This is a genomic window from Lacticaseibacillus hegangensis (genome assembly GCF_003946465.1).
In the GTDB taxonomy this organism is placed as follows: domain Bacteria; phylum Bacillota; class Bacilli; order Lactobacillales; family Lactobacillaceae; genus Lacticaseibacillus; species Lacticaseibacillus hegangensis.
This window is the reverse complement of sequence record NZ_RHOL01000017.1, coordinates 24,972-47,993: the sequence shown is the minus strand read 5'-3', so window position 1 is coordinate 47,993 and position 23,022 is coordinate 24,972. Positions and strand designations below refer to the sequence as shown.

26 protein-coding genes, 1 tRNA gene and 1 other annotated feature are annotated in these 23,022 nt (G+C 57.4%); of the genes, 20 read left to right on the top strand and 7 right to left on the bottom strand.

Features of this window, described 5'->3' with window-relative positions; translation table 11 throughout:
- Positions 1-109 precede the first annotated feature (109 nt).
- From mltG to EKM86_RS06755, 6 genes are all read left to right on the top strand, one after another.
- On the top strand, positions 110-1,255 hold the full coding sequence (gene mltG, locus EKM86_RS06780; RefSeq protein ID WP_164506195.1) for an endolytic transglycosylase MltG: 1,146 nt from the start codon (positions 110-112) through the stop codon (positions 1,253-1,255).
- A complete protein-coding gene (gene udk / locus EKM86_RS06775; protein ID WP_125756362.1) occupies positions 1,252-1,890 on the top strand; it encodes a uridine kinase in 639 nt (212 codons plus the stop codon). Before mltG ends, udk begins: the two co-directional genes overlap by 4 nt.
- 59 nt (positions 1,891-1,949) lie before the next feature.
- Positions 1,950-2,426: a transcription elongation factor GreA gene (greA, locus tag EKM86_RS06770; protein ID WP_125756360.1), complete on the top strand. Its 477-nt coding sequence runs from the start codon at positions 1,950-1,952 to the stop codon at positions 2,424-2,426.
- Positions 2,427-2,592: 166 nt separating this feature from the next.
- The gene (gene liaF / locus EKM86_RS06765; protein ID WP_225419373.1) at positions 2,593-3,303 is read left to right on the top strand and encodes a cell wall-active antibiotics response protein LiaF; all 711 of its coding nucleotides are present in this window, start codon (positions 2,593-2,595) and stop codon (positions 3,301-3,303) included.
- On the top strand, positions 3,300-4,364 hold the full coding sequence (locus EKM86_RS06760; RefSeq protein WP_125756356.1) for a sensor histidine kinase: 1,065 nt from the start codon (positions 3,300-3,302) through the stop codon (positions 4,362-4,364). Before liaF ends, EKM86_RS06760 begins: the two co-directional genes overlap by 4 nt.
- The gene (locus EKM86_RS06755) at positions 4,357-5,010 is read left to right on the top strand and encodes a response regulator (RefSeq protein WP_125756354.1); all 654 of its coding nucleotides are present in this window, start codon (positions 4,357-4,359) and stop codon (positions 5,008-5,010) included. The genes EKM86_RS06760 and EKM86_RS06755 overlap by 8 nt, the downstream gene beginning before the upstream one ends.
- 61 nt (positions 5,011-5,071) lie before the next feature.
- Here the strand turns inward: EKM86_RS06755 and EKM86_RS06750 are convergent, their stop codons facing one another.
- Positions 5,072-7,702 (bottom strand): YfhO family protein, encoded by a 2,631-nt coding sequence (locus EKM86_RS06750; RefSeq protein WP_125756352.1) that lies wholly within the window; start codon positions 7,700-7,702, stop codon positions 5,072-5,074.
- A gap of 153 nt (positions 7,703-7,855) precedes the next feature.
- Here EKM86_RS06750 and EKM86_RS06745 point away from each other — a divergent pair, with 153 nt between their 5' ends.
- The 5 genes from EKM86_RS06745 to EKM86_RS06725 all read left to right on the top strand — a co-directional run bounded on the left by EKM86_RS06745 (position 7,856) and on the right by EKM86_RS06725 (position 12,512).
- Positions 7,856-9,970 (top strand): peptidoglycan D,D-transpeptidase FtsI family protein, encoded by a 2,115-nt coding sequence (locus EKM86_RS06745; RefSeq protein ID WP_125756350.1) that lies wholly within the window; start codon positions 7,856-7,858, stop codon positions 9,968-9,970.
- 158 nt (positions 9,971-10,128) lie between these two features.
- Entirely contained in the window at positions 10,129-10,809 is a 681-nt protein-coding gene (locus tag EKM86_RS06740; RefSeq protein WP_379908909.1) for a rhomboid family intramembrane serine protease, read from the top strand.
- Entirely contained in the window at positions 10,806-11,039 is a 234-nt protein-coding gene (locus EKM86_RS06735) for a YqgQ family protein (RefSeq protein WP_125756348.1), read from the top strand. Before EKM86_RS06740 ends, EKM86_RS06735 begins: the two co-directional genes overlap by 4 nt.
- On the top strand, positions 11,032-11,991 hold the full coding sequence (locus tag EKM86_RS06730) for an ROK family glucokinase (protein ID WP_125756346.1): 960 nt from the start codon (positions 11,032-11,034) through the stop codon (positions 11,989-11,991). Before EKM86_RS06735 ends, EKM86_RS06730 begins: the two co-directional genes overlap by 8 nt.
- Positions 11,992-12,101: 110 nt before the next feature.
- Entirely contained in the window at positions 12,102-12,512 is a 411-nt protein-coding gene (locus EKM86_RS06725; RefSeq protein ID WP_125756344.1) for a rhodanese-like domain-containing protein, read from the top strand.
- 37 nt (positions 12,513-12,549) lie between these two features.
- Here EKM86_RS06725 and EKM86_RS06720 read toward each other — a convergent pair whose 3' ends face one another.
- Positions 12,550-12,729 carry a DUF3042 family protein gene (locus EKM86_RS06720; RefSeq protein ID WP_056989194.1) on the bottom strand — a complete coding sequence of 60 codons (180 nt, stop codon included), beginning with the start codon at positions 12,727-12,729 and terminating at the stop codon, positions 12,550-12,552.
- Positions 12,730-12,783: 54 nt separating this feature from the next.
- Here EKM86_RS06720 and miaA point away from each other — a divergent pair, with 54 nt between their 5' ends.
- From miaA to glnA, 3 genes are all read left to right on the top strand, one after another.
- Complete coding sequence (gene miaA, locus EKM86_RS06715) at positions 12,784-13,722, top strand: tRNA (adenosine(37)-N6)-dimethylallyltransferase MiaA (RefSeq protein ID WP_125756342.1); 939 nt, start codon at positions 12,784-12,786, stop codon at positions 13,720-13,722.
- A 104-nt stretch (positions 13,723-13,826) separates the two neighbouring features.
- Positions 13,827-14,192 carry a MerR family transcriptional regulator gene (locus EKM86_RS06710; RefSeq protein ID WP_125756340.1) on the top strand — a complete coding sequence of 122 codons (366 nt, stop codon included), beginning with the start codon at positions 13,827-13,829 and terminating at the stop codon, positions 14,190-14,192.
- A 22-nt stretch (positions 14,193-14,214) separates the two neighbouring features.
- Positions 14,215-15,555 (top strand): type I glutamate--ammonia ligase, encoded by a 1,341-nt coding sequence (gene glnA / locus EKM86_RS06705; protein ID WP_125756338.1) that lies wholly within the window; start codon positions 14,215-14,217, stop codon positions 15,553-15,555.
- A 323-nt stretch (positions 15,556-15,878) separates the two neighbouring features.
- Here glnA and EKM86_RS06700 read toward each other — a convergent pair whose 3' ends face one another.
- A complete protein-coding gene (locus EKM86_RS06700; RefSeq protein ID WP_125756336.1) occupies positions 15,879-18,269 on the bottom strand; it encodes a Xaa-Pro dipeptidyl-peptidase in 2,391 nt (796 codons plus the stop codon).
- Between the two features lie 117 nt (positions 18,270-18,386).
- On the opposite strand from EKM86_RS06700, the gene EKM86_RS06695 reads away from it, so the two are divergent.
- A tRNA-Arg gene (locus tag EKM86_RS06695) sits at positions 18,387-18,460 on the top strand.
- A 30-nt stretch (positions 18,461-18,490) separates the two neighbouring features.
- Here EKM86_RS06695 and EKM86_RS06690 read toward each other — a convergent pair.
- The 3 genes from EKM86_RS06690 to EKM86_RS06680 form a co-directional block, all read right to left on the bottom strand.
- The gene (locus tag EKM86_RS06690; protein WP_164506194.1) at positions 18,491-18,871 is read right to left on the bottom strand and encodes a helix-turn-helix domain-containing protein; all 381 of its coding nucleotides are present in this window, start codon (positions 18,869-18,871) and stop codon (positions 18,491-18,493) included.
- A gap of 63 nt (positions 18,872-18,934) precedes the next feature.
- Entirely contained in the window at positions 18,935-19,249 is a 315-nt protein-coding gene (locus EKM86_RS06685) for an SHOCT domain-containing protein (protein WP_225419372.1), read from the bottom strand.
- Complete coding sequence (locus EKM86_RS06680) at positions 19,233-19,691, bottom strand: hypothetical protein (RefSeq protein WP_125756330.1); 459 nt, start codon at positions 19,689-19,691, stop codon at positions 19,233-19,235. The genes EKM86_RS06685 and EKM86_RS06680 overlap by 17 nt, the downstream gene beginning before the upstream one ends.
- Before the next feature lie 214 nt (positions 19,692-19,905).
- Here EKM86_RS06680 and EKM86_RS12575 point away from each other — a divergent pair, with 214 nt between their 5' ends.
- Positions 19,906-20,028, top strand: a complete 123-nt coding sequence (locus EKM86_RS12575) for a hypothetical protein (protein ID WP_255533311.1) — start codon at positions 19,906-19,908, stop codon at positions 20,026-20,028.
- Between the two features lie 95 nt (positions 20,029-20,123).
- Here EKM86_RS12575 and EKM86_RS06675 read toward each other — a convergent pair whose 3' ends face one another.
- Positions 20,124-20,372 (bottom strand): hypothetical protein, encoded by a 249-nt coding sequence (locus EKM86_RS06675; RefSeq protein WP_125756329.1) that lies wholly within the window; start codon positions 20,370-20,372, stop codon positions 20,124-20,126.
- A 155-nt stretch (positions 20,373-20,527) separates the two neighbouring features.
- Positions 20,528-20,597 (top strand) — a sequence feature (ribosomal protein L21 leader region).
- 28 nt (positions 20,598-20,625) lie between these two features.
- On the opposite strand from EKM86_RS06675, the gene rplU reads away from it, so the two are divergent.
- The 4 genes from rplU to EKM86_RS06655 all read left to right on the top strand — a co-directional run bounded on the left by rplU (position 20,626) and on the right by EKM86_RS06655 (position 22,992).
- Entirely contained in the window at positions 20,626-20,937 is a 312-nt protein-coding gene (rplU, locus tag EKM86_RS06670; RefSeq protein WP_125756327.1) for a 50S ribosomal protein L21, read from the top strand.
- Positions 20,938-20,949: 12 nt separating this feature from the next.
- Positions 20,950-21,291, top strand: coding sequence for a ribosomal-processing cysteine protease Prp (locus tag EKM86_RS06665; RefSeq protein ID WP_125756325.1), 342 nt, complete (start codon positions 20,950-20,952; stop codon positions 21,289-21,291).
- Positions 21,292-21,314: 23 nt separating this feature from the next.
- Entirely contained in the window at positions 21,315-21,608 is a 294-nt protein-coding gene (gene rpmA, locus EKM86_RS06660; protein ID WP_054663471.1) for a 50S ribosomal protein L27, read from the top strand.
- A gap of 310 nt (positions 21,609-21,918) precedes the next feature.
- Complete coding sequence (locus EKM86_RS06655; protein ID WP_125756323.1) at positions 21,919-22,992, top strand: M24 family metallopeptidase; 1,074 nt, start codon at positions 21,919-21,921, stop codon at positions 22,990-22,992.
- Positions 22,993-23,022 lie beyond the last annotated feature (30 nt).

The following is a 23,022-nucleotide window of genomic DNA, read 5'->3' as shown; positions in this document are numbered from 1 at the left end:
CGGCGGGCTTTTGTATAATTCACGTAGGTTTTCGGGCGTAATCCGCTGCATGAGGCAGCCCGCTTCTGGGCTGCCTTTTTGTACATTGCGCCGGGATGGGAGGAGAAACGTGGATCAACAACCAAGTTCCAATCAGAGACGCAGGCGCGACCACCAAGTCGACCAAGCGTCAAGGCACGTGGTTCGCTGGGTGATCGGGATCGGACTGACGGTGCTGGTGCTGGTCGTGCTGATGGCCGGGGTCTTTGTCCACTCGGCGCTTCAGCCGGCGGATAAAGCGGCGAAGGCACCAATCCTCGTGACGGTCAAAACCGGCGAGTCGACCGACGAGATCGGGACCAAGCTTCAGGAAAAAGGGCTGATCAAGTCGGCGCTGGTGTTTAAGTTCTACGTCAAATTCCATAATGTGCCCAGCTATGAGGCCGGCCAGTACAGCTTCACCAAGGCCAATACCATGCAGGAAATGCTGGACACGCTGCGGGGCGGCAGCAGCACGACCGGCATCGGCACGGTGCTGGTCAAAGAAGGGGTGGACGCGGAGACCATCGCGGACGCGGCGGCCAAGCTGCACAAGAAAGACCCCAAGCTGACGCGCGCCAACTTCATCGCTGCGCTGAAGGATGAGGCTTTCTTCAAGCGCCTGCAAAAAGCTTATCCGCAGCTGCTGGAAAGTGCCGGCAAGGCCAAGGGCGTGCGCTACCGACTCGAGGGCTACCTGTTCCCGGCGACCTACACCGTGACGGAAAATGAATCCGCGCAGGCTCTGATTGCTCAGATGGTCAACAAGACTAACGCGGTGCTGACGCCGTACATGGCCAACATCCAAAAACAAAAGCTGAGTGTGCAAGAAGTGCTCACCCTGGCCAGCCTGGTTGAGCGTGAAGGCGTCAATGACTTGGACCGCGGCAAAATTGCCGGAGTCTTCTTCAACCGCCTGGATGCGGGGATGCCGCTTCAGTCAGACGTGGCAGTGATGTACGCATTGAACAAACATTCGACCCATCTGACGAACAAGGACACGAGCGTTGATTCTCCTTATAATTTGTATCGCAACAAGGGTTACGGGCCGGGACCATTTAACTCGCCGTCAGAGTCGGCCATTAAAGCCGTTCTGACGCCACTGCAGCGGTCCGCCGGGTACTTGTACTTCGTGGCCAACCTGAAGACGGGTGAGATCCGCTACGCTCACACGCTGGCCGAGCAGAATGTGAACACAGCAGCGTTTGCCGCCGACAACGGTCAGGGGGCTAACTGATGAAACAAAAACCGATCGTGATCGGCGTCACCGGCGGCTCCGCCAGCGGCAAAACCAGTGTGTCCCGCGCCATTTTCAACCAGTTCTCAGGCCACTCGCTGCTGCTCTTGGCGCAGGACGCCTACTACAAAAAAAGCGACCTGCCCTTTGAGGAGCGCCGTAAGATTAACTACGACAACCCGCTGGCCTTCGACACACCGCTGCTGCATGACCAGCTCGAGGCGCTGATCGCCGGCCACGCGATTGATCGGCCGGTGTACGACTACACCATTCACAACCGGTCGCACGAGGTCGTGCACATGGAACCCAAGGACGTGATCATCGTTGAAGGCATCTTGATTCTGGCCGATGAGGAGTTGCGCAACCTGATGGACATCAAGGTTTACGTTGACACCGATGACGACATTCGGGTCATCCGCCGCATTCGCCGCGACATGCGCGAGCGCGGGCGGTCTTTGGACGACATCATCGACCAGTACCTGAAGACGGTGAAGCCGTCGTACCATCAGTTCATTGAGCCGACGAAGCGCTACGCCGACATTGTGGTGCCAGAAGGGGGCCACAACATGGTCGCCATCGATTTGCTCACGACCAAGATCCGGGCGATTTTAGCTGCCCGCGGGCTGAGCGAGTGAATTGACAAATTCGCTAAATCCGTTACTATCAGCTTAGACAAAAGAATTGAGGAAAAATTATGGCAGATAAAACATATCCAATGACCGCAGAAGGTAAAAAAAAGCTTGAGGACGAACTGGAACGGTTAAAGACCGTCGAGCGCCCGAAGGTGGTTGAGCGCATCAAGGTCGCCCGCGGCTTTGGCGACTTGTCCGAAAACTCTGAATACAGCGCCGCCAAGGACGAACAGGCGACGCTCGAGACCCGCATTGTGCAGGTTCAGACCATGCTCCACTACGCCGAGATCATCGACTCCAACGAAGTGCCTCAGGACGAGGTTTCACTCGGCAAGAAGGTCACCTTTGTGGAAGACGGCGACGACGAGGAAGAAACTTACGAAATCGTTGGTGCGGCTGAGGCGGACGCCTTCAATGGCAAAATCTCAAACGACAGCCCAATTGCCAAGGCTTTGATTGGTAAGAAGGTTGGCGAAAACGTCTCGATCGCAACGCCGGGTGGCGCCATGAACGTTAAAATCGTCAAAGTCGAAGCTTAATCATCAAAACCAAGTGCGGTGACGCACTTTTTTTATACCAAGGTGCGAGGAACGGCGCACTTAGCCCAATTAGGTGCAACCAAGCTTTATTCCCAAAATCGGCCTCTGGGCGGACGGTCCCATGCCGATTTTTGGGTATACTGGAGGAAACGGAGGAGGCGGCAGCGTGAAGCGGCGATGGCAACTATTTTGGATCATTGAAATCGCACTGACCATGGTGCTCGGCTACCAGATCGTCACCAATCCCGCCAGCTGGATCGGGGTCGCCAGCGGGCTGATTGCTTTGGTGATCGGCATCAAGGGTCATTTCTGGCGCACTTTTTGGCTGCTGCTTGGCGGCGTCCTCCTGGCGGTGGGTATTTTTATCAACCCGATGATTTGGGTCATTCTGTTTGTGGGACTGGTCGGCGCCTTGTTCGGCTTGTCTGGCAAGCATGGCAGACGGCTGCCGTGGCAGCAGAAACACTACGCGGCGGTTCACGTGGTGGCGCCCACAACCAAGGGCGGCACCACGACGCGCCATCCGTGGTTTGGTGATGAAACGATTGGCAGCTCAACGTATGAGTGGGATGACATCAACATCACCGTGGCGGCCGGCGATACCATCATTGACTTGGGCAATACGCTGTTGCCACAGGGCGATGCCACAATCGTTGTCCGCAAAGGCATCGGCAAGACGCGCATCTTAGTGCCGGTCGGCGTCGGGGTCATGGTCGATCACTCCGCGCTGGCCGGCACCTTGTCGGTCGACGGCGCCGAATGCGGCTTGCATAACCAAACCGTGCGGCAATACAGCGATGATTACGACACGGCCAAGCGCCGCGTGCACATCCTCACCAACGTGTTGATTGGTGATTTGGAGGTGCTGTCGGTATGAGGCTGAAGCAAATAAGTTGGACGTTTGCGACGGTCACGCTGGCGACGGCCGCGCTGGAACTTGGGCTGGTGTTCCTGGTGAGTGTCGCAGCGGGGGGACAGTTCTTGGCGCTGCTGATGACGCAAGTGCTGGGGATGCCACTGGCTGCGTACCTGATCACCGGCGCAGTGTTGATTGGCCTCATCGCCACCACCCTGCAGTCGGCGTTTGACCAGTACCAGCACCGGCAGCTGACCCGGCGTTTGACACAGCTGGTCGCCGGGCAAACCGACGCCCCGGTACTCGCCAGGCAGAGTCAGGCGAAGGCTGCGCTCGGCCAGGACGTGGCGGCAGAGCTTGAAGCCCTGCGGCAAAAAATGATACGCTTGCAGCAGGAAATTGAGCGGTATTCCAACACCCCGGTGGTGCTCGATGGCCAGACCAAAGAGCAGATCCTCACCGAGGAGCGCCACCGCCTGGCCCGCGAGTTGCACGATTCCGTCTCGCAGCAGTTGTTTGCGGCGATGATGATGCTGTCGGCGCTGCGCAGTGTAGTCGACCGGGATAACCCAGACGCGCCAGAGGCCAAGCAGATCGAAACCATCGAAGGCGTGATCAACGAGGCCCAGTCGGAAATGCGGGCGTTGCTGCTCCATCTGCGGCCGACTAACCTGGCCGGCAAGTCCCTGAAGGACGGCATTATCAGCCTGCTTCAGGAGTTGCAGACGAAAATCAAAATCGCGATTTCCTGGGACTTGCAGGATATCCACCTGTCCCATGGCAGTGAGGACAACCTGTTTCGCATCGTTCAGGAGCTGCTCTCAAACACCCTGCGGCACGCTAAGGCCAAACACTTGGAGGTTTACCTGAAACAGGTCGAAGCCACGGTGGTGCTGCGCGTGGTCGATGATGGAGTTGGCTTTGATCCCAAAACAGAAAATACCACCGGCAGCTACGGGCTGTCGAACATCTCGGAACGTGCGGCGGCCATTGGTGGCACCGCGAAGGTGATCAGCTTTCTCAAGCAAGGGACGAGCGTCGAGATCCGCGTGCCGTTAACAAAGGAAGAAGCACATGATTAAAGTATTGATCGTTGATGACCACGAAATGGTGCGCTTGGGCGTGTCGACGTATCTGGGGGTGCAAGACGACATCACCGTTGTGGGCGAAGCGGCCGATGGCAAAGAGGGCCTCGACAAGGCGCTGGCGCTGCGGCCTGACGTGATTTTGATGGATCTGGTGATGCCGAACATGGATGGTATCGAGTCGACCAAGCGGATCCTGGCGGCTTGGCCCGAGGCGCGAATCATCATCCTGACTTCCTTTATCGATGATGAAAAAGTCTATCCGGCCATCGAAGCCGGGGCGGCCAGTTACATCCTGAAAACCGCCACCGCGGAGGAAATCGCTGGGGCGATCCGCAAGACGGCCGCCGGGGATTCCGCGCTTGATCCGCAAGTCACCACCAAGATGATGAACCGGCTGACCAAAAAGCAGGCGCCGGAGCTGGCCGACGAGCTGACCAACCGCGAACGCGAGGTGCTGATGCTGATCGCGCAGGGCAAGTCGAATCAGGAAATTGCCGATGAGCTGTTCATTACGCTTAAAACGGTGAAGACCCACGTGTCAAACATCCTGGCCAAGCTGGAAGTCGAAGACCGCACCCAGGCGGCGATCTACGCGTTCAAGCACGGGCTGGTCAATCAGAACGGGGAAGCCAATCAGTGATTTGGGCAGTCCGGGTCACCAGATAAAAAATGCGCTGCTCAAACGAAGAGCAACGCATTTTTTAATGGCGTGACCGGAGCCGGCCTGGGGCGACTGGCTTACCGCGCGGTGGGAACCGCAGCCAGAGCAGCAGCAGTGCGATCGCCAGCAGGCTGATCAGGACCCCCGGCCAGAAGTACGGCGGGGTGTAGGTCATCGTGATGTCATGTTGGCCCTTGGTCAGCGGGATCGCCATTAAATAGCCGAGGACTTTTTTCACCTTGACCGGCTGACCATCGACTTTGACTCGCCAGCCGGCCGCGTAAGGAATCGAGGTCATGAGGACCTGGTGCTTTGAAGTTGCGGTGGCCGTTGCGGTCAGACCGCGGTCGGTGCGGTTTGTGAGCTGCCAGGCCTGGTCTTTCAGGGCGTTCAGCTGCACCGCCGTTTTTGACATGTCCAGGCTGAACAGGCGGATATCGCCGAAGTCCGCGCTGTCTTTGCTCAGCGTGAAGACCAGGGTTTGCTTCTTGCCTGGGGCACTCGGGGTCACATTCAGCAGCTCGCGGTCGCGGAAGGTGTCGTAAATCGGCACGCTGCGGCCGTTTTGCGTCAGGCTCACCAAGTTGTCGGTGAAGTTAGCCCCGATTTGCAAGTAGTAAGGGTCGGTGGTGCTGGCGGTGAAGGTGTAAGTGACTGTCGTTTGCTTGGCCACCGGCTTTTTGGTGACGTTGTTGGCGCTGACCGTGCCGCCATGGACTACCATCGGACTGAGGGGTTGAGCGGTGAACAGATCAGGAACCGTTTGGCCGCCGCTCAACGCGGCCAAAATGCGCTCCTGATTGATCACCGGTTCAGACGCCATGAGGGAGGTCTTCAGGATCCGGTTTGAAGCGACAAACCCCAGCCCTGGCGCGTACGGGTTCTCGTAAACCGTGAAGGCCGTAGTTTGGGCGATCTGATTGTAGTCGAACAGGTCGGGCCGGGCAGAAACCTGGGGGAGGAAAATGTTCAGCGGCGCATCCAGGCGCGGGGTAATGAACCCTTTGAGGTCCAGCAAAGCATCCGTAATCACCGTGCCATCAGTGTAAGCGACAAACCCATCGCCGGCGCTTTGACCGATGGCCCCGAAGAACTTAGGCGCGGCCGGTTCCATCATGGACGTGAACTGATCGGTCCCCAGGTAACCCACCTGCATCGGGTCATTTTTCGAGCGCAGGGTGGTTTTACCAATGCGATCGTTATCGCCGACATGCGCCTTCGCGGCCGCGATGCCGCTGCGCAGCGCTTCGGTGTAGGTGTGATAATCCGAGTGGCTGATATAAGACAGCTGGTTCAAGGTGAGCACCGCATTGCTGCCGGCATCGACCAGCATCAGCAAGCAGACGCCGATGGCAAAAGCCGGCCGCCGGTCCGACAGCATGGCCAGCCCCACCAGGGCCAGCGCGTCCAAAATGATGGTCAGCCAAATGGTATTAATGGTGAGGTAAGGGTATTGCGCCCGGCGCAGGAACACTGTCAGGTCCAGCGCGGCGAAGACCACTAGGCTGAGCAGCAGCTGGGGCACGGTGATCCCGTTTGGTCGCAGGCGCAGCGCACGCCAGGCCAGCGCCATCATCCAGAAACACACCACGAACGAAAAGCGGTAAGGATACCACACCGGGTACTGCATGCCGTGCCACAGCAGGTCAAGCGGCGACCAACTGAGCGAAACGGCCAGGAAGGCGGTGAACAGGAACGCGTAGACTTTTTCCTGCCAGCGGATCTCCTTGGTGAAGAAGTAAAGCAAAAAGCCGATTAGCGCAACGCTGCCGATGAAAATGTTGGCCTGCCCCGATGGCATCTGGCCGTAGGAAAATGAGCCGGCGAAAAATTTGCCCAGCTGCTGAAGCGGCGTGGTGTCAAAGTGCGTCCAGCGAATGTGGGTCTCGGTGTAGATCCCTTTGCTTTGGCCGAGCTGAAAAACGGTCGGCAGCAGCAGCCATGCGGACAGGCCACCAGCTAAGAGCCCGGCGCCAGCGAAGCGGCCGCATGCCCGCAGGCTTTGGCGCAATGACAGCCGCGCTTCGATCAGACGCAGGCCGAAGTAACCCGCAATGAACAGCACGGTCATGTAGGCCATGTAGTAATTGGTGATGATGGCCAAAGTCAGCCAGCCCAAGAAGGGCCACGGTCGCCGGCGCGTAATCAAAGTGTCCACGCCCAGTGCAATCATTGGCAGGAACACTGCGGCGTCCAGCCACATCAAGTTGAGCTGATTGGCGAGCGCCCAGCCGGAGAGGGCGTAGGCGGTGCCAAACCCCACGACCCATGGCCAGTCGCCGCCGTGGCGCTTGATGTACAGGCCCATGGCAGCCCCGGCGGCCGCATACTTGGCGAGGGTCATCACCGTGATGGCGAGATCCAGCGCGTTTTGCGGGAACAGCAGCAGGATCAGATTGAAGGGGCTCATCAGATAGTAGGCCCAGATTCCCAGGGCATCCCCGCCCAGCGCTTTGTTGAGGGCGTAGAAAAACTGCCCCGGATGACCGAAGAGGGTCTGCCGGTAGTAGCTGTAGTAATCGATGTACTGCTGCCCCATGTCGACGGTCATGATCGAATTGTTCCCGAATGGCCAGACTTTGGTGGCGATGTAGTAGCCGGCCATGATCAGGGCCGGGACGCACGCGGCCAAGACGAGGGGATGGTGTTTGAGCCAGTGAACCAACCGCATGGCAGGCTCCTTTCCAGCGCGCTTACAAAAGAGTAAACATTCAGGCTTCCAGCGCACGAATTTGCTTGTTCCATAGTAACATGAAAGCCAGCAAGGCGTGGCGGAGCCGGTCGGTTTTTGCTACACTTGAAAGGTTACAAAAGGAGAGAGACCGTGAAATACATTCGTACCCCCAAGCCGAAGCGCGAGCGCTCGCACATTCCTGCTCGGCTCAACATTTTATTCTTCTTCGTGTTTCTGCTGCTGGCCGCGCTGGTGGCGCAGTTAGCGTACCTGCAGATCATGAACGGGTCGAAGTTTCGCGCGGATGTGGACTCGACGGATTCCGCCGTGGTCACCTCTGCCGTGCCGCGCGGTCAGATCTATGACTCCGAAGGCCGGCTGCTGGTGGCGAATGCGGCCAACAGCGCCATCGTCTACACCAAAAGCGTCGGCGTCGCGGCAGAAAAAATGCGTCAAACCGCCGATGAGCTGGCCAAGTACGTGACCATTGATGAATCTGGTATGCGCAAGCGCGACTACGCCGATTACTACTTGGCGGATAAGACTAACGAAAAAGCCGTGATCGCCCAGCTGCCCAAGGCGCTGCAAACCACGACCGACACCAGCAAGCAGTACAAGGCGGAAGTGGCCTACGCGATGAAGCACCTGCCAGACTATTCCGACCGGGAGAAAACGGCCGCGGCGTTTTATAAGAAGATGAACGGTGCCGCCCAGCTGACGACCGTTTACCTGAAGGACCGCGACGTGACCCAGGACGAGGTCGCCCAAGTCGGCGAGCACCTGACGGCCATGCCGGGCATTAACCTGGGCACCGACTGGGACCGCTCGTATCCGAACGGCAAGTCTATGCTGAGTATCATCGGCACCGTGTCGTCGGAGAAAACCGGCTTGCCCGCCGAAACCGTCAACGAGTATTTGGCCAACGGTTACGCGCGCAACGACCGCGTCGGCACGTCCTACCTGGAAAAAGAATACGAAAACGTGTTGAAGGGTGCCAAGTCGCGCACTGAGGTCGGCATCGGCAGCAATAACAACATTGTCAGCCAAACCACCGAGTTCAAGGGCGAGCAAGGCGCCAACCTGAACCTCACCATCAACTCGGCCTACCAGCAGAAGGTGGATGCCGACGTCCAGAACGTCTTCAACCAGGCGAAGTCGGCCGGTATGACCAGCGTCTCCGACGGTGCCTACGCCGTCGCGATGAATCCCAAAACGGGCGCAATTCTCGCCATTTCGGGGCTGCACCAAGACGCTAAGACGCATGAAGTCACCAGTGACTCGCTGGGGGTTTTGAACCGCTCATTTGCGATGGGGTCCATCGTCAAGCCAGCCATGGTGCTGGGGGCGCTGCAAGACGGCGTCATCACGGTTAACAACAACACCCAGGCCGACACCGCGATTTACCTGAAAAACACCCCGGTCAAAAAATCCGACTATGGGATCAACACTTTTAGTTCCCTGAACGCGACCAAGGCCTTGGAGGTGTCCTCAAACACGTACATGATGCATTTGGCGATGAAGGAGGGGCACGCTAATTACGCACCTAATTCTCATTTATTCATGGACAAGGACATCTTCACCAAGATGCGCGGGTACTTTAATCAGTTCGGACTCGGTCAGAAAACCGGCATCGACCTGCCAGGAGAGATCAGCGGCCAGGAAGGGCCCACGACCATCGACGGGCTGTTCCAAGTGGGTTCGGCACTGGACTTATCCTACGGGAACTTTGATACCTACACGCTGATCCAGGCGATTCAGTACGTCAGCACGCTGGCTAACAACGGGTACCGGATGAAGCCGTACATCGTCAAGAGCGTCAGCCAGACCCTCAGCAACGGCAGCGAAGGCCCAGTGCTCGACACCACCACCCCAACTGTCCTGTCTAAGGTCAAGAACTCCCAGGACCAGATCAACTTGGTCAAGCAGGGCATGTGGCAGGTCGTTCATGGGACCTCCGGTTACGCGACCGGGACGGCGCTGGGCTCCCTGAACCCGGGCGTTGCCGGCAAGACTGGGACCGCGCAGACCTTCACGCCGAATCCGACCAATCCCAATGGTGAGCCGATCGAGGCCATCACGCAGAGCTTCATCGGCTACGCGCCCGCGAAGAATCCGCAGGTGGCTGTCGCGGTCGTCGTCCCTAACCTGGGAAAGATGTCCAGTTACGCGTATGACATCGCCAAGCTGATGTTCCAGGACTACTACGATCTGTACAAGGTCCCGGCGGAGAAGAACTATAACCAAAAGGCGGCCAATCCCGGTTAATGACCGGGTTTACCGCGCCTTGGCTAGGAAAAGCCAGGCAAAGATGCTAAACTATTTAGTGAGCTTGGGAGCGTTTTTCCCTGGTCACTTGTGGCAGCCGGCAGCGGGTCCACCCGGTGCCGGTTTGTTGTCTGAAGTCTCAGGAAGGAGCCAAGCGGTTGCAATATTCTCTTAGACGATTGAAGAATCAGCCATATATGACATACGCGCTGTTTGCCCTGACGGTGTTGGTGTTTCTGCTTGAAACCGTGAACGGCGGGTCCACGAACAATTACGTGCTGGTGCGCTTTGGTGCGCGGTGGAATCCGCTGATCGAGGCCGGCCAGTGGTGGCGGCTGATCACGCCGATTTTTGTTCACATCGGGATCATGCACATTCTGGTCAACGGCGTCACGCTGTTTTACCTGGGCAGTCTGACCGAGCGGATTTTTGGGCACTGGCGGTTCTTAGTGCTGTATCTGGTGTCCGGCTTCACCGGTAACCTCGCCAGTGCGGCGTTTAATCCGACCGGGCTGGCGGCAGGGGCGTCGACGGCGCTGTTTGGCATGATGGGCGCCTATCTGATGCTCTACGACGGGTACCGCGACAATGCCGGGATCCGCGCGATTTCGCGGCAGTTCGTGATGCTGGCGGCGCTGAACATCGTCTTCGATCTGTTTATGACCGGCGTCGATATTTACGGCCACATCGGCGGCTTCATCGGCGGCTTCCTGATCGCCTACGCACTTGGGGCCCCGAACCTTGGGGAAACCTCGATGCCGCGCCGAGTCGGGTCGCTGTTCGCACTGGTCGCGGCCAGCGCGGCACTGCTGATTTTCGCCTTTGGAAGTGCGCTATGAAGACTTTCTACGATGTACTGCAACTGCTTAAGCGTTACGGGACTTACATTCACGTCGGTAAGCGGCTCTGGGACATTGAGCTGGCCGCGGTGGAAGTGGACCGCCTGCACGAATCAAGCCTGATCGATGACCGCACCTATGCGTCGGCCAAGATCATTTTGCGCCACGAGCACGAACAGGAAGAAAAGCATCCCTTGATTAATGATGATGGAGGAAAAAGCAATGGCTGACAAAAAATTGATGGGGGTCGACCTTGGCGGCACGACCTGCAAGTTCGCAATTCTGACCGAGGACGGCGAGATCCAGCAGCGCTGGAGCATCGACACCAACATTCTGGACGAGGGTAGTCACATTATCCCGGACATTATTGCCTCGATTCAAGATCACCTGAAACTGTACAATATGACAGCCGATGATTTTGTTGGCATCGGCATGGGGACCCCGGGCACAGTCGACTCGATCCAGGGCACCGTCATTGGCGCCTACAACCTGAACTGGAAGACCATGCAGTACCCGAAGCGTGAGATCGAAGCCGCCACTGGCATCCCGTTTGCCATCGACAACGACGTCAACGTCGCCGCGATGGGCGAGCAGTGGAAGGGCGCCGGCGACAAGTCGGACAACGTCACGCTGGTTGCTTTGGGCACCGGAATCGGCGCCGGCATTGTCTCTGACGGCCTGCTGCTGCACGGCGTGGCCGGGTCTGCCGGTGAAGTCGGGCATGTCACCGTTGAGCCGAACGGCTACATGTGCACCTGCGGCAAGCGCGGCTGCCTGGAAACCGTTGCGTCGGCCACCGGTATCGTGCACGTGGCCCGCGACATGGCAGAAGAATACGCCGGGGACTCCAAGCTGAAGCAGATTCTCGACGACGGGGATGACATTTCCTCCAAGATCGTCTTCGACTGCGCACAGGCCGGTGACAAGCTGGCGCTGATGATCGTCGACAAAGTGTGCTACTACCTGGGCCTCGGCCTGGGCAACCTGGGCAACGTGCTGAACCCAGAGTACCTGCTGATCGGCGGCGGTGTTTCTGCGGCCGGTGATTTCCTGCTGACGCGGGTGCAGAAGTACTTCGATCAGTTCACCTTCCCGAACGTCCGCAACACGACTCACCTGCGCCTGGCAACGCTGGGCAACACGGCCGGCGTGGTCGGTGCGGCCAGTCTGGCGCGCGCATAGGACAATTTACGCAAAACCTTCGGCCTCGGGTCTATACCTGAGGCTTTTGTGATACACTAGAATTAACTTGCGCCGCCATGTCGACGGCGATTGAAAGGACGTTTTTGGTTATGGGGAATTTTTTGCTGGTGTTGATTGGTCTGGGCCTTTTGGTCTGGGCGGCAAATTGGCTGCTGACACAGTGGCAGAAATCGCGCCTGAAGTCAGTCGGCGGCGAGATCACGCCGGGAGAGTTTGAGCAGAACATGCGCAAGGCGCAGATCATTGACCTGCGTGAAAAAAAGGACTTTGACGCCGGCCACATTCTGGGCGCGCGGGACCTGCCGTACACTCAGCTGAAGCAGCGCATGATCGAGCTGCGCAAGGACCTGCCGGTTTACATGTACGATCTGACCGGCGCCGTTTCCGTCAAAGCGGCGCGCCGCATGAAAAAGGCCGGGTTCGAGCACCTGTACTTCCTCAAGGGCGGCTACGATAACTGGTCGGGTAAAACGAAAAAAGCCAAAGAATTTGAAGACTAAATAAAACCCCTGCGCTTTGGCAGGGGTTTTATTGTGCTTAGCCTTGATGTGATGCATGCTGCTTGCGGTTAGCCTTGCGCCGATTCTCATTGATCTCGTCGACTTTGGTTTCTACGGGCTCGATGTAAGACTTCTTGAATGCAAACACGGAGCTGGCCACTGCGCCGGCCGAAGCGACGACGCCAACCAGGAACCCCTTCAAAAATTTGTGCTTCACGAAAATCCCTCCCTCTCTGGAACTTTAGGTGCTAATTTCATTATACTAGATGACATGACAGAAAGTGAGCAAAATCCATTGAAAACTCAAGTGTTGATGATCGGCGGCCCGACTGCCACCGGTAAAAGCGCACTCGGCGTGAGACTGGCCCAACAGTTCAACGGCGAAGTGATCAACGGGGACGCCTTTCAGATTTATCGGGGGATGGACATTGGCACCGCCAAGGTCACGCCGGAAGAAATGGCCGGCGTTCCGCATCACCTCATTGACATTGTGGCGCCTGGCGAGCCGTTTTCCGCCGCGCAATTTCAAAAACGGGCAGAGGCGGCGATTGCCGACATCAAAGGGCGCGGAAAGCTGCCGATCATCGTTGGTGGCACCGGCTTTTACCTGAATGCGCTGCGCCTGGCACTGCCGCTTGGGGAGCATGCGGAAAGCCCGGCCCGGAGTAAGTGGCAGCAGGCCTTGGCTGACCGCGGCGAGGACTGGCTGTGGGCGCAGCTGAACGCGCAGGATCCCGAGGCCGCGCGCAAGATCCCGGTGGGCAACAGCCGGCGGTTGATCCGGGCGCTTGAGGTGATTGAAATCACCGGGCACAAGTTCTCTGCTCAGGTCATTCCAGACCCCGCCTTTGACGCGCTGGTGCTTGGCCTGACGACCGACCGCGCCGTGCTGTACGCCCGCATCGATCAGCGGGTCGACCAGATGGTGGCAGAAGGGCTTGAAGCCGAGGTGCGGCGGGTGCTTCAAACCACCGCGCCGGATGCGCAGGCGCTCAAGGCCATTGGCTATAAGGAGTGGCTGCCGTATTTTGCCGGGGCGGCCAGCCTGGCGGACACAATCGCGCTGATCAAAAAGAATTCGCGGCATTACGCCAAGCGCCAGTTGACGTATTTTCGCCACCAGCTGCCGACGCACTGGTTGGACGTGATCACAGAGCCTGAACGGGGACTGCAGGAGGCCAACACCCTGGTCGCAAACTGGTTAAGCTAGGCCTTTGAAGATAAAAATTTATTTGTTTGTCAGGTTTTCTGACATCAACAGTTGACGCCTTTTTCGTCTATTGGTATGGTTGTCTGCGTGAAGGAGGGACTGCCATGCCGGAACTCAGTGATATTCGCACGCGGGCGGTGCTGCCGATCAGCACAGTGATCGCGCTCACCGACCTCACGGCGCGGCAGATCCGTTATTACGAGGCGCAGGGGCTGCTGCATCCGCTTCGCACGCCTGGTAATCACCGCATGTACTCCTTGAAGGACGTTGACGACTTGGTTGAGATCCACAGTCAGCTGGCGGCAGGGTTTTCGCTGGCCGAGCTGAGGGATGCCCAAAAGCAGCCAAAGCCGAAGACAAAGCTTTCCGACGAGGAAGTCCGGGCGGCGCTTCGCTCGGAGTTGTTGAATCAGGGGCGGCTGAACCCGCGTGGGGATAGTCCGACGCAGGGATTTGGATTCAGACCGTAGGATAAACGCAAAGGAGTGGCTCATGGCAAAAGAACCGATTACTGCCGACATGATCCGGCAGAGTGTTAAGGATCAAAACGTTGAATTTTTGCGCCTGATGTTCACCGACATTAATGGCATCAACAAGAATGTCGAAGTGCCGGTCTCCCAGCTGGAGAAGGTCTTGGCCAACAAAATCACCTTCGACGGCAGCTCGATCGACGGCTTTGTCCGCATCGAGGAATCGGATATGCTGCTGTACCCGGACCTGGACACCTGGCTGCTCTTCCCGTGGGAAAATGACGGCGGCAAGATCGCGCGGCTGATCTGCAGTGTCCACACGCCGGACGGCAAGCCGTTCATGGGTGATCCGCGCAACAACTTGATTCGTGTGATGGAAGACGCCCATAAGGCCGGCTACACCGCCTTCAACATCGGCCCGGAGCCGGAATTTTTCCTGTTCAAGCTGGATGAAAACGGGGACCCGTCGCTGAAGCTCAACGACAAGGGGTCCTACTTCGACTTTGCCCCGCTGGACATGGGCGAAAATTGCCGCCGCGACATTGTGCTCGAACTCGAAAAGATGAACTTCGAGGTCGAGGCCTCTCATCACGAGGTCGCACCAGGCCAGCACGAAATCGACTTCAAGTACGCCGATGCGGTGGACGCCGCCGATAACATCCAAACCTTCAAGCTGGTTGTGAAGACCATTGCCCGGAAGCACGGCCTGTACGCGACCTTCATGCCAAAACCAATCCACGGCATCAACGGGTCGGGGATGCATATCAACATGTCCCTGTTCGACAAGGACGGCAACGCGTTTTATGACGCTAGCACCGACGATCAGCTTTCAAGCACCGCGATGCACTTCTTGGCGGGCCTCTTGGCCCATGCCCGCGGCTTGACTGCCATCAACAACCCCACAGTCAACTCCTACAAGCGCCTGGTGCCAGGGTTTGAAGCCCCGGTTTACATCGCCTGGTCCGGTACCAACCGCAGTCCGCTGATTCGCGTGCCACAATCCCGCAAGCTCGGGACGCGTTTGGAGATGCGCTCAGTCGATGCGACCGCCAACCCATACTTGGCCATCGCGGCGGTCCTCGAGGCCGGCCTCGACGGCGTACGCAACCAGTTGGATCCGGAAGAAGCGGTCGATCGCAACATCTACAAGATGCAGGACACCGAGCGCAAGGCCAACCACATCCAAGACCTGCCGTCCACCTTGCACAACGCACTGAAGGCGCTGGAAGCCGACCCAATCGTCAGCGGCGCCCTGGGTGACCACCTGTACCACAGCTTCGTTGATTCCAAGGACCTCGAATGGGCGGCCTACCGCCAAAGCGTTTCCGAATGGGAACGGGATCAGTATTTGGAACTGTACTAAGGTGCGCAGGGTTCGCGTACTTAGCGGGATGGGTAGCCTAGCTTGGTGCCTTGAAGCCGTACTTTGGCTTCGAGGTGCCAAGCGTAGCTAGCCACTCCCGCGTTGCGAACCCGGAGCCCGATTAGGAAAGGTGCACAGGGTCGACGGTCTTAGCCCGACGGCTAGCCTAGCCTGAGCCATTGCCGGCGTATTTTGCCGGCGAGGGCTTAGGCGTAGCTAGACGCTCGGGCGTTGTCGACCCGGAGCCCGATTAGGCAACCCGCCCTAAATCTTTCCAAGAAAAAAACAGACACCGAGAAAAAATCTCAGTGTCTGTTTTTGTATTACTTCCGGTACCGCAATGTCAGCGTACTGTTAGCAAGGTCGATGTGGAAGTTGACCACCGTTTCCGTGCGCTGGGTCTGGGCCATGTCGGCACCGTGGATGATCAGGGCGAGGTGGCGGCCGGCTGGCAAGTGCAGGTGAGTCGGCTGTAAATCGAAGTCCACGGTGAATGGTTCACCTGGTTTAACCGGGACGTTTTCGTAAGCGTTCTGTTGGTTTTGAACGTTGACGTGGCCGAAGGAGACTAGCTTGCTGTCGGTTTCTTTGGCCGGCTTGAACTCCTGGATGCTGACGGCCTTGTAGTCGTAGCCCAGGTCCCAGCCAGCGGGATCAACGACTCCGGCCACAGGGGCGAAGCGCTTGGCTTCACCGACGTCGACCAGCCGCGCGGACAAAATCGCGGTCGGCTGATCGATCCACAGGCGCAGTTTCAGATGTGGGACGCCTTCCAGCGTGACATCGTGAGTGTCGGCCGGCAGGTCAAGCCAGAGCCGCGCACCATTGTACTTAGAGTCTGGCTTAATGATCTCAGCCTCAAAGCCGTCCGAGTCTTCCTTATCCTCATTGAAAATCGCGGTGGCGTTGTCCGGGAACCCGGCGCGCTTGCTGGCCATGTCGGCTTGCAGGTTGTAAGGCTTGTCTTCGTGCTTCGCATCTGCGGTGCCGAATTCTTCGTAGGTGTGCCAAGTTTCCGGCGTTACGTTGTCCTGCACGGTGACGTTTGGCAGGGCTGAAGGGGCGCCGTTATCAACGTCAAGCAGCTCGTAGGACAGCCACAGGTTCAGCTGGTCGGCAAAGTCCAGCGAGCGGATGTTGTCGAGGTAAGTGTGCTGACCTTGATGAAGGAACAGCTTCTTGTTGATGGGCAGGTCCTGGATGCCGTTCCAGTAGCGAATTGCGTTGGCCGGCTTGACGTTCCAGTCGTTCAGGCCATGCTCGATGATGACGTCGGCCTTGATGTTTTTCAGATTGTTGCGATAGTTGCGTTCGTCCCACCATTTGGTGTAGTCGCCGAATTCGCGGTCCTGGTCCTTGGTGATGGCAGCCAGGGTCTTGTCCCATTCGGCCTTGATTTTGAGCAGGTCGCCGGCCTGCTTTTGCCGGGAAAAGGTGTCCACGGCCAAGACATCGGCGTCTTCGCCTTGGAACCCGCCGGGCGCGACCACCAGGCCGTTTTCACGGTAGTAGTCGTACCAGCTGGAAATGGCGGATTCGGAGATGACGGTCTTCAGACCCTCGACACCGCTGGTCGCCGCGGCAATCGACAGGGTGCCAAGGTAAGATTTGCCGGTCATCGCGACCTTGCCGTTGCACCACCAGGCCTTGATCTCGATGCCGTCGGTGCGGTTGGTGAAGGCGCGGCGCTTGCCGGTGAGCCATTCGATGACCGCGACCGCCGAGTCAGTTTCGCTGGTCCCACCGGTCGACCGCATGCCGTCAGAGCCGCGCGTACCGACCCCACCAGAGTACACGGTGACAAAGCCGCGGCCCAGCATGTAGTCGTTGAACATGTAACTGCCTCCTTGGTCGGAGTACACCTCGGCGGTTTTGCTTTCACCGTTGACTTGCTGGTGCGGCAGCTCGGCCGAGGTCGCCGGCTGATACGTGACTTCCTCCTTGGTGTAGGAGTGGGTCTTCACCGCCAGCTTAGGATCCGGCTTGTGCGTGATCCAGTCGACGTCGTTGGTACCATGGAAGTAGGGGTTAGCGGTGAATAATACCGGCATTTTGACCCCTTGGTCCGTTTCCTTCGGCCGAAAAATCGTGGTTTCCAGCATGTCGCGCTTGCCGTCGTGGTCGGTGTCCATGTCTGATTCGACCCAGACCACCTCGCGGTAAACTTTGCGCGCGTCAAACACGTCCTGCGCTTTACCATTGAAGAACAGAAACTCGGGCGTGGTCTTGCCCCTTTGAAAATCGCGGTAAAAGCCACGCGCAGCCAGCGCGTCAATCAGCGTCACCAGGTGTTTGGTGCGGGTGCACAGCAGCAGGTACAAGGCAGCCCAGAAGTCAGCGGTGGTGGTGATGTCACTGGCAACTACAGGCAGTTTGGTCTCAGCCATGAATGCGAGGCTATCTTTCAGCTGGTAATCAGTGCCTGCCTCAAAGCCCAGGAGCTGAAGGGCGACGGCGTAAAAGTCAGTGCGAGAAATCTGGCTTGGTTTGCTGGCCAGCAACTGTGCCAAATCCTGGGTGTCTGTCACCGCGATGGCGGCTAAGGCTTGCTGCTTGGCAGTTTCACTAAAAGCTTCTGGGAAAAGCTTGCGAAAGGCGGCGTTGGCAGCGTCTGCCAGCGATTGCTCCAGGTCAGGGGCAAAGCCGATGGCCTGCAGTTCCTTGAGCTGAGTGGCTTGGTCGGCTTGAATCCGGCCGTTTTGGTTGAGTTTCAAATTGATTCCTCATTTCTTTTTCATTAATAGCACCAGTGTAGCCGAGCGGCGCCCGTCATTCAAGCCGGGGCGCGTTGACAGGGCTAGCGGCGCATCCGTATAATAAACAGGTTCAATGTGCCAGTAGCTCAGTTGGATAGAGCAATGGTCTTCTAAACCATTTGTCCCGGGTTCGAATCCCGGCTGGCACAGCAAAGCCGCATACCGGTCAAGGAATGCGGCTATTTAAATGCGCTTGAGCGTCTGGCCTGGTCGAGCGTGTGGCGGATCAAGAGCATTTCGCGGGGCGACAGAGGCTTGCCTTGATACAAAATAGGACTGGAGTCGTCCGCCAAATCGACGACGCCAGCGCTGGCCGGCTTGCCGTAGCGCGGATCGATCTGGTCGCGAGAAACGCCGAAAAAGGCGGCAAGTTTGCTGGCGTTGGTCGCGCTGGGCGTCGTGGTGCCTTTGAAGTAGCCGGTCAGGGTGCTGCGGGGGATGTGCGTCACGTCGCTGACCTTGGCCTGGGTCGTGCCGCGGGCCAGCAGCAAGGCGTTGAGGTGCTTGCTGATGATCGCCTTATTCGCAATTTCCTGTGGTGTTTCCGGATGTCGTGCCATTGTCCAAAACCTCCTCGAAGCTTTGATAAGAAAAAAGCCGCCCAGTAGGCGACAGGTCATGCGCTAAAAGTTCAAATCGTCGTGCTCGCCCAGAATCTTGGCTTTTTGACGGTCAAATTCTTCTTGAGTGATGGCGCCTTCGTCCAGCAGCTGCTTGAACTGCCTGATCCGATCGGCGACGTCTGCCTCGGCTTGTTCCTGCTTGGCCTTTGCCTCAGCTGCCGCCTGTTCTTCAGCTTGCTTGCGGTGATAGTAGTACCACATGGCAAACGCAATCAGGCCGATGGCCACAAACACGTACCAGTAGGTGACCAGAAACGAGAACAGAATAATCAGGATAATAGCGCCACCGCAGCCCAATTTATTTTCCTTCTTCATTAGTTTCGCTCCCGTCATCGGCGATGATCTGCCCGGCCGCCGTCACAATTTTCGTGGTGCCGTCAGAAGCTGCCACGACAAACTGGATCGGCGCCGAAATTGCGACGGTGCCGCTGACCGTATGCCACCCGCGGTCGCCCAGCTTGCTGGTCAGCAGCGCCTCGGCGTCCTGCGCGGACTTGACCGGTTCCCAGTCCAGCGGCTGGAAATGGTTCGCCGTTTCGGCTTGTGAGATGTCCGAGCGGTTGGTCGGGTGACCGTCCTTAGTGGGGACATGCGTCAGAATGTGCCAGGTGATCCACGCGCCGAGCACCAAGGTGAGTCCGCCCCAGAGCCACTGGTGGGCGATGAACAGCAGGATTCCGAGAATCAAGGCGACGATACCGGTGATGATGGCGCCGCGAACATCAACGAATTTTTTAGCAGTGCGTTTTGTTTCCATAGTTAACCTCGGTTTCGGTATGATAATTATATCTTCGCACAACGATGGGTGATAGACACGCCTTTTCACCAAAGTATTCGCTTCTCAGACTTAAGACTGATTTTGTCGTACTAAAAATGACAGCGCTTGACATGCTTACATAAATATAGTAAAGTAATAGACAGTCGCAATTGAAACAACCCATTCATGTGCGATACGAATGGAGGTAATATATATGAAATATCGGATTCAATTAGATACCCAGACGCAGCAGTTCATTGCCATCGACCCAAGCAACCAAAACCACATTGGCCGCGGTGCGACGATCGAGCAAGCCGTTGCGCAACTTAATCGGTAATTAAGCTTTGACCCGAGACATTTTGCCTCGGGTTATTTTTTTGCCTGCCAGATGATGATATAATGAAGATCCTTGGCAGGGGCGGGTCCGCGCTTTTAGCGAGCCTTTTTCTGTGCTCGCAGGTAAGCCCGCAAAAACAGCAACCCACCAACCACTGCGACCATCCAGACGAGGTACAGAAAGGTAAACCAGCCCAGGCCGTAGAACTTGCTGGCAAAAATGAGCAAGGCTAAAGCGACCAATCCAGTCACGATATAATTAAGCGGCTGCTTCAACCGGGCAGTGGTGACGGCAAGCAGCCCGCCGGTGATGAGAAAAATGAGGAGATTCAATAGAATTGTCATATGCCCACACTCCTTGTCATTAGTATAGTCGAGCGGCCAGCTGCCAACAACGATATCTCACTGCTGGTGGCAAGGATTTTTCCTTGACAAAGCCTCAGGTTCTGCTTGCGTCAAGGGGTTTAATCTGATAAACTCGTTACGTTGTATTTGTCACCCCTCATCTGCAACCGCACAACGTCAGGTATCAAAGCCTAGCACCTGGCTTGGCGAGTCCTCAGGGGAAAAAGCCTACGGGCAACAGGAGGTGCACAAGATGTACGCAATTATCAAAACCGGCGGCAAGCAGTACAAAGCCGAAGTCGGGGAAGCACTTTACGTCGAAAAGCTCGATGTTGAAGAAGGCGCAACTGTCACGTTTGACCAAGTGATCTTGGTCGGCGGTGAGGGCGATGCCAAAATCGGCACGCCAACGATTGATGGTGCCACCGTTACTGGTAAAGTTGAGAAGCAAGGGCGCGAAAAGAAGGTTGTTACCTACAAGTACAAGCCTAAGAAGCATCAACACCAGAAAAAGGGTCACCGTCAGCCATACACAAAGGTTGTTATCGACGCGATCAACGCCTAATGAGGTGAACGCATGATCAAAGCACGCTTTCAGCGGGATGCCAGTGGTGACATTGTTCATTTTAACCTGACCGGCCATGCCGACTCAGGGGAATATGGCCATGACATTGTCTGCGCAGCGGTCTCTGCAGTCTCGATCGGCGCCGTCAACGGTATTGAGGCCTTGGCTGGGTTTGAACCCAACGTCAAGGCTGATGAAGTCAACGGCGGCCACTTGGAACTGACCTTGGATCAACCCCAGGATGGGGAGCAGGCGCACATCGCACAGATTCTCCTAGAGAATTTGCTGCTGTCCCTGCAAAGCATCCAAGAAAGCTACGGCGATTATCTCTCGATTTCAACCAAAACAGCCTAATTCAATACTCGGAGGTGTACACAATGTTGAAAATGAATCTTCAGTTCTTCTCTCACCATAAGGGGGGCGGCTCGACTTCTAACGGCCGTAACTCTGCAGGTCGGCGTCTTGGCAGCAAGCGCGCTGATGGCCAATTCGTTTTGGCTGGGAACATCTTGTACCGCCAGCGCGGCACCAAGATCCACCCAGGTGTAAACGTCGGCCGTGGCGGCGACGATACGCTCTTTGCAACAGCTGATGGCGTTGTTAAGTTCGAACGCCTTGGCCGCGACAAGAAGCAAGTATCCGTTTATCCAGCAGAAGCAAAAGCTGAATAATCAAGAGCGCTCCGGTGACGGGGTGCTTTTTTATACCCAAGGTGCGGAGGGCCGACGGTTTTAGCCCGACGGATAGCCTAGCCCAAGGCATTGCCGGCGCTTTTGGCCGGCGAGGCCTTGGGCGTAGCTAGACGTTCGGGCGTTGTCGGCCCGTAGCCCGATTAGGCAAGTTGCGCAGGACCGACGTTTTTAGCTAGACGCTCGGGCGTTGCCGTTCCGAGCCCGATTACGAAAAGTGCGCAGGGCCGACGGTTTTAGCCCGATTACAAGTCCCCACCCACACTTCATTTCTTCCAAGGAGGTTCATCACATGTCCCGTTTACAAAACCTGCAGGCCGAGCTGCCTGCACTGAAAGTTGACGCACTGCTGGTTACGGACCCGGTCAACGTCACGTACCTGACCGGTTTTACCGGCAACGAAAGTGCCCTGCTGGTCGCCAAGGACCACGCGTGGTTTATCACCGATTCGCGGTTCACTGAGCAGGTCAAAGTCGAAGTCCACAACGCAGAATTGGTGCTTCACTCGCACGGCCTGCTGGGCGAAGCGGGCGTGATTGCCGACGCCAACGACTTGAAGACGTTGGGGTTTGAAGCCGACGTGATGACTTACGCAGACTTCCAGAAGCTGCCGGCCAATGTGACCTGGCAAGCGACGACCAATGTGGTGCCGGCGCTGCGCGAAGTTAAGGATGAAGATGAGCTGAAGCTGATTGAAAAGGCGATTCAAATCGCTGAGGCCGGCTATCAGCACGTTCTGGACACCATCAAACCTGGCATGACCGAGCTGCAGGTGGCCACCGACTTGGACTTTTACATGCGCTCGCTGGGTGCCAGTGGCACGTCATTTGAAACGATTGTGGCTTCCGGCAAGCGCGCCGCGATGCCGCACGGTGCCGCCACCGACAAGCAAATTGAAGACGGCGACGTGATCACCTTGGACTGGGGCTGCATCTACCAAGGCTATGTCTCCGACATCACTCGGACCTTTGCGGTGGGTGAGCCAGACGAGAAGCTCAAGGCGGTTTACAAAATCGTTTATGACTGCAACAAGGCGACCGCGGCCATGATGGTACCGGGCGTTTTGGGCAAGGCCATCAACGGCTTCGCACACCAGTACATTGAAGACAAGGGCTATGGCCAGTTCTTCGGCCACGGCACCGGGCACGGCATCGGCCTGTCGATCCATGAAGGCCCAGGGGCCTGGGGCCCATACGCCAACACGCCGCAAGCGGAAGGCAACGTCGAAACCGATGAGCCTGGCATCTACATCCCTGACCTCGGCGGGGTGCGGGTCGAAGACGATCTGCTAATCACCAAGAGCGGGGCCAAGTACCTGACGACGCCGGCGCCAAGCGAGCTGCTGGTGGTCCCGGTCCGCAAGTAAGCGGCCGCCTTTTCCTTGCAAGGGCTTTTG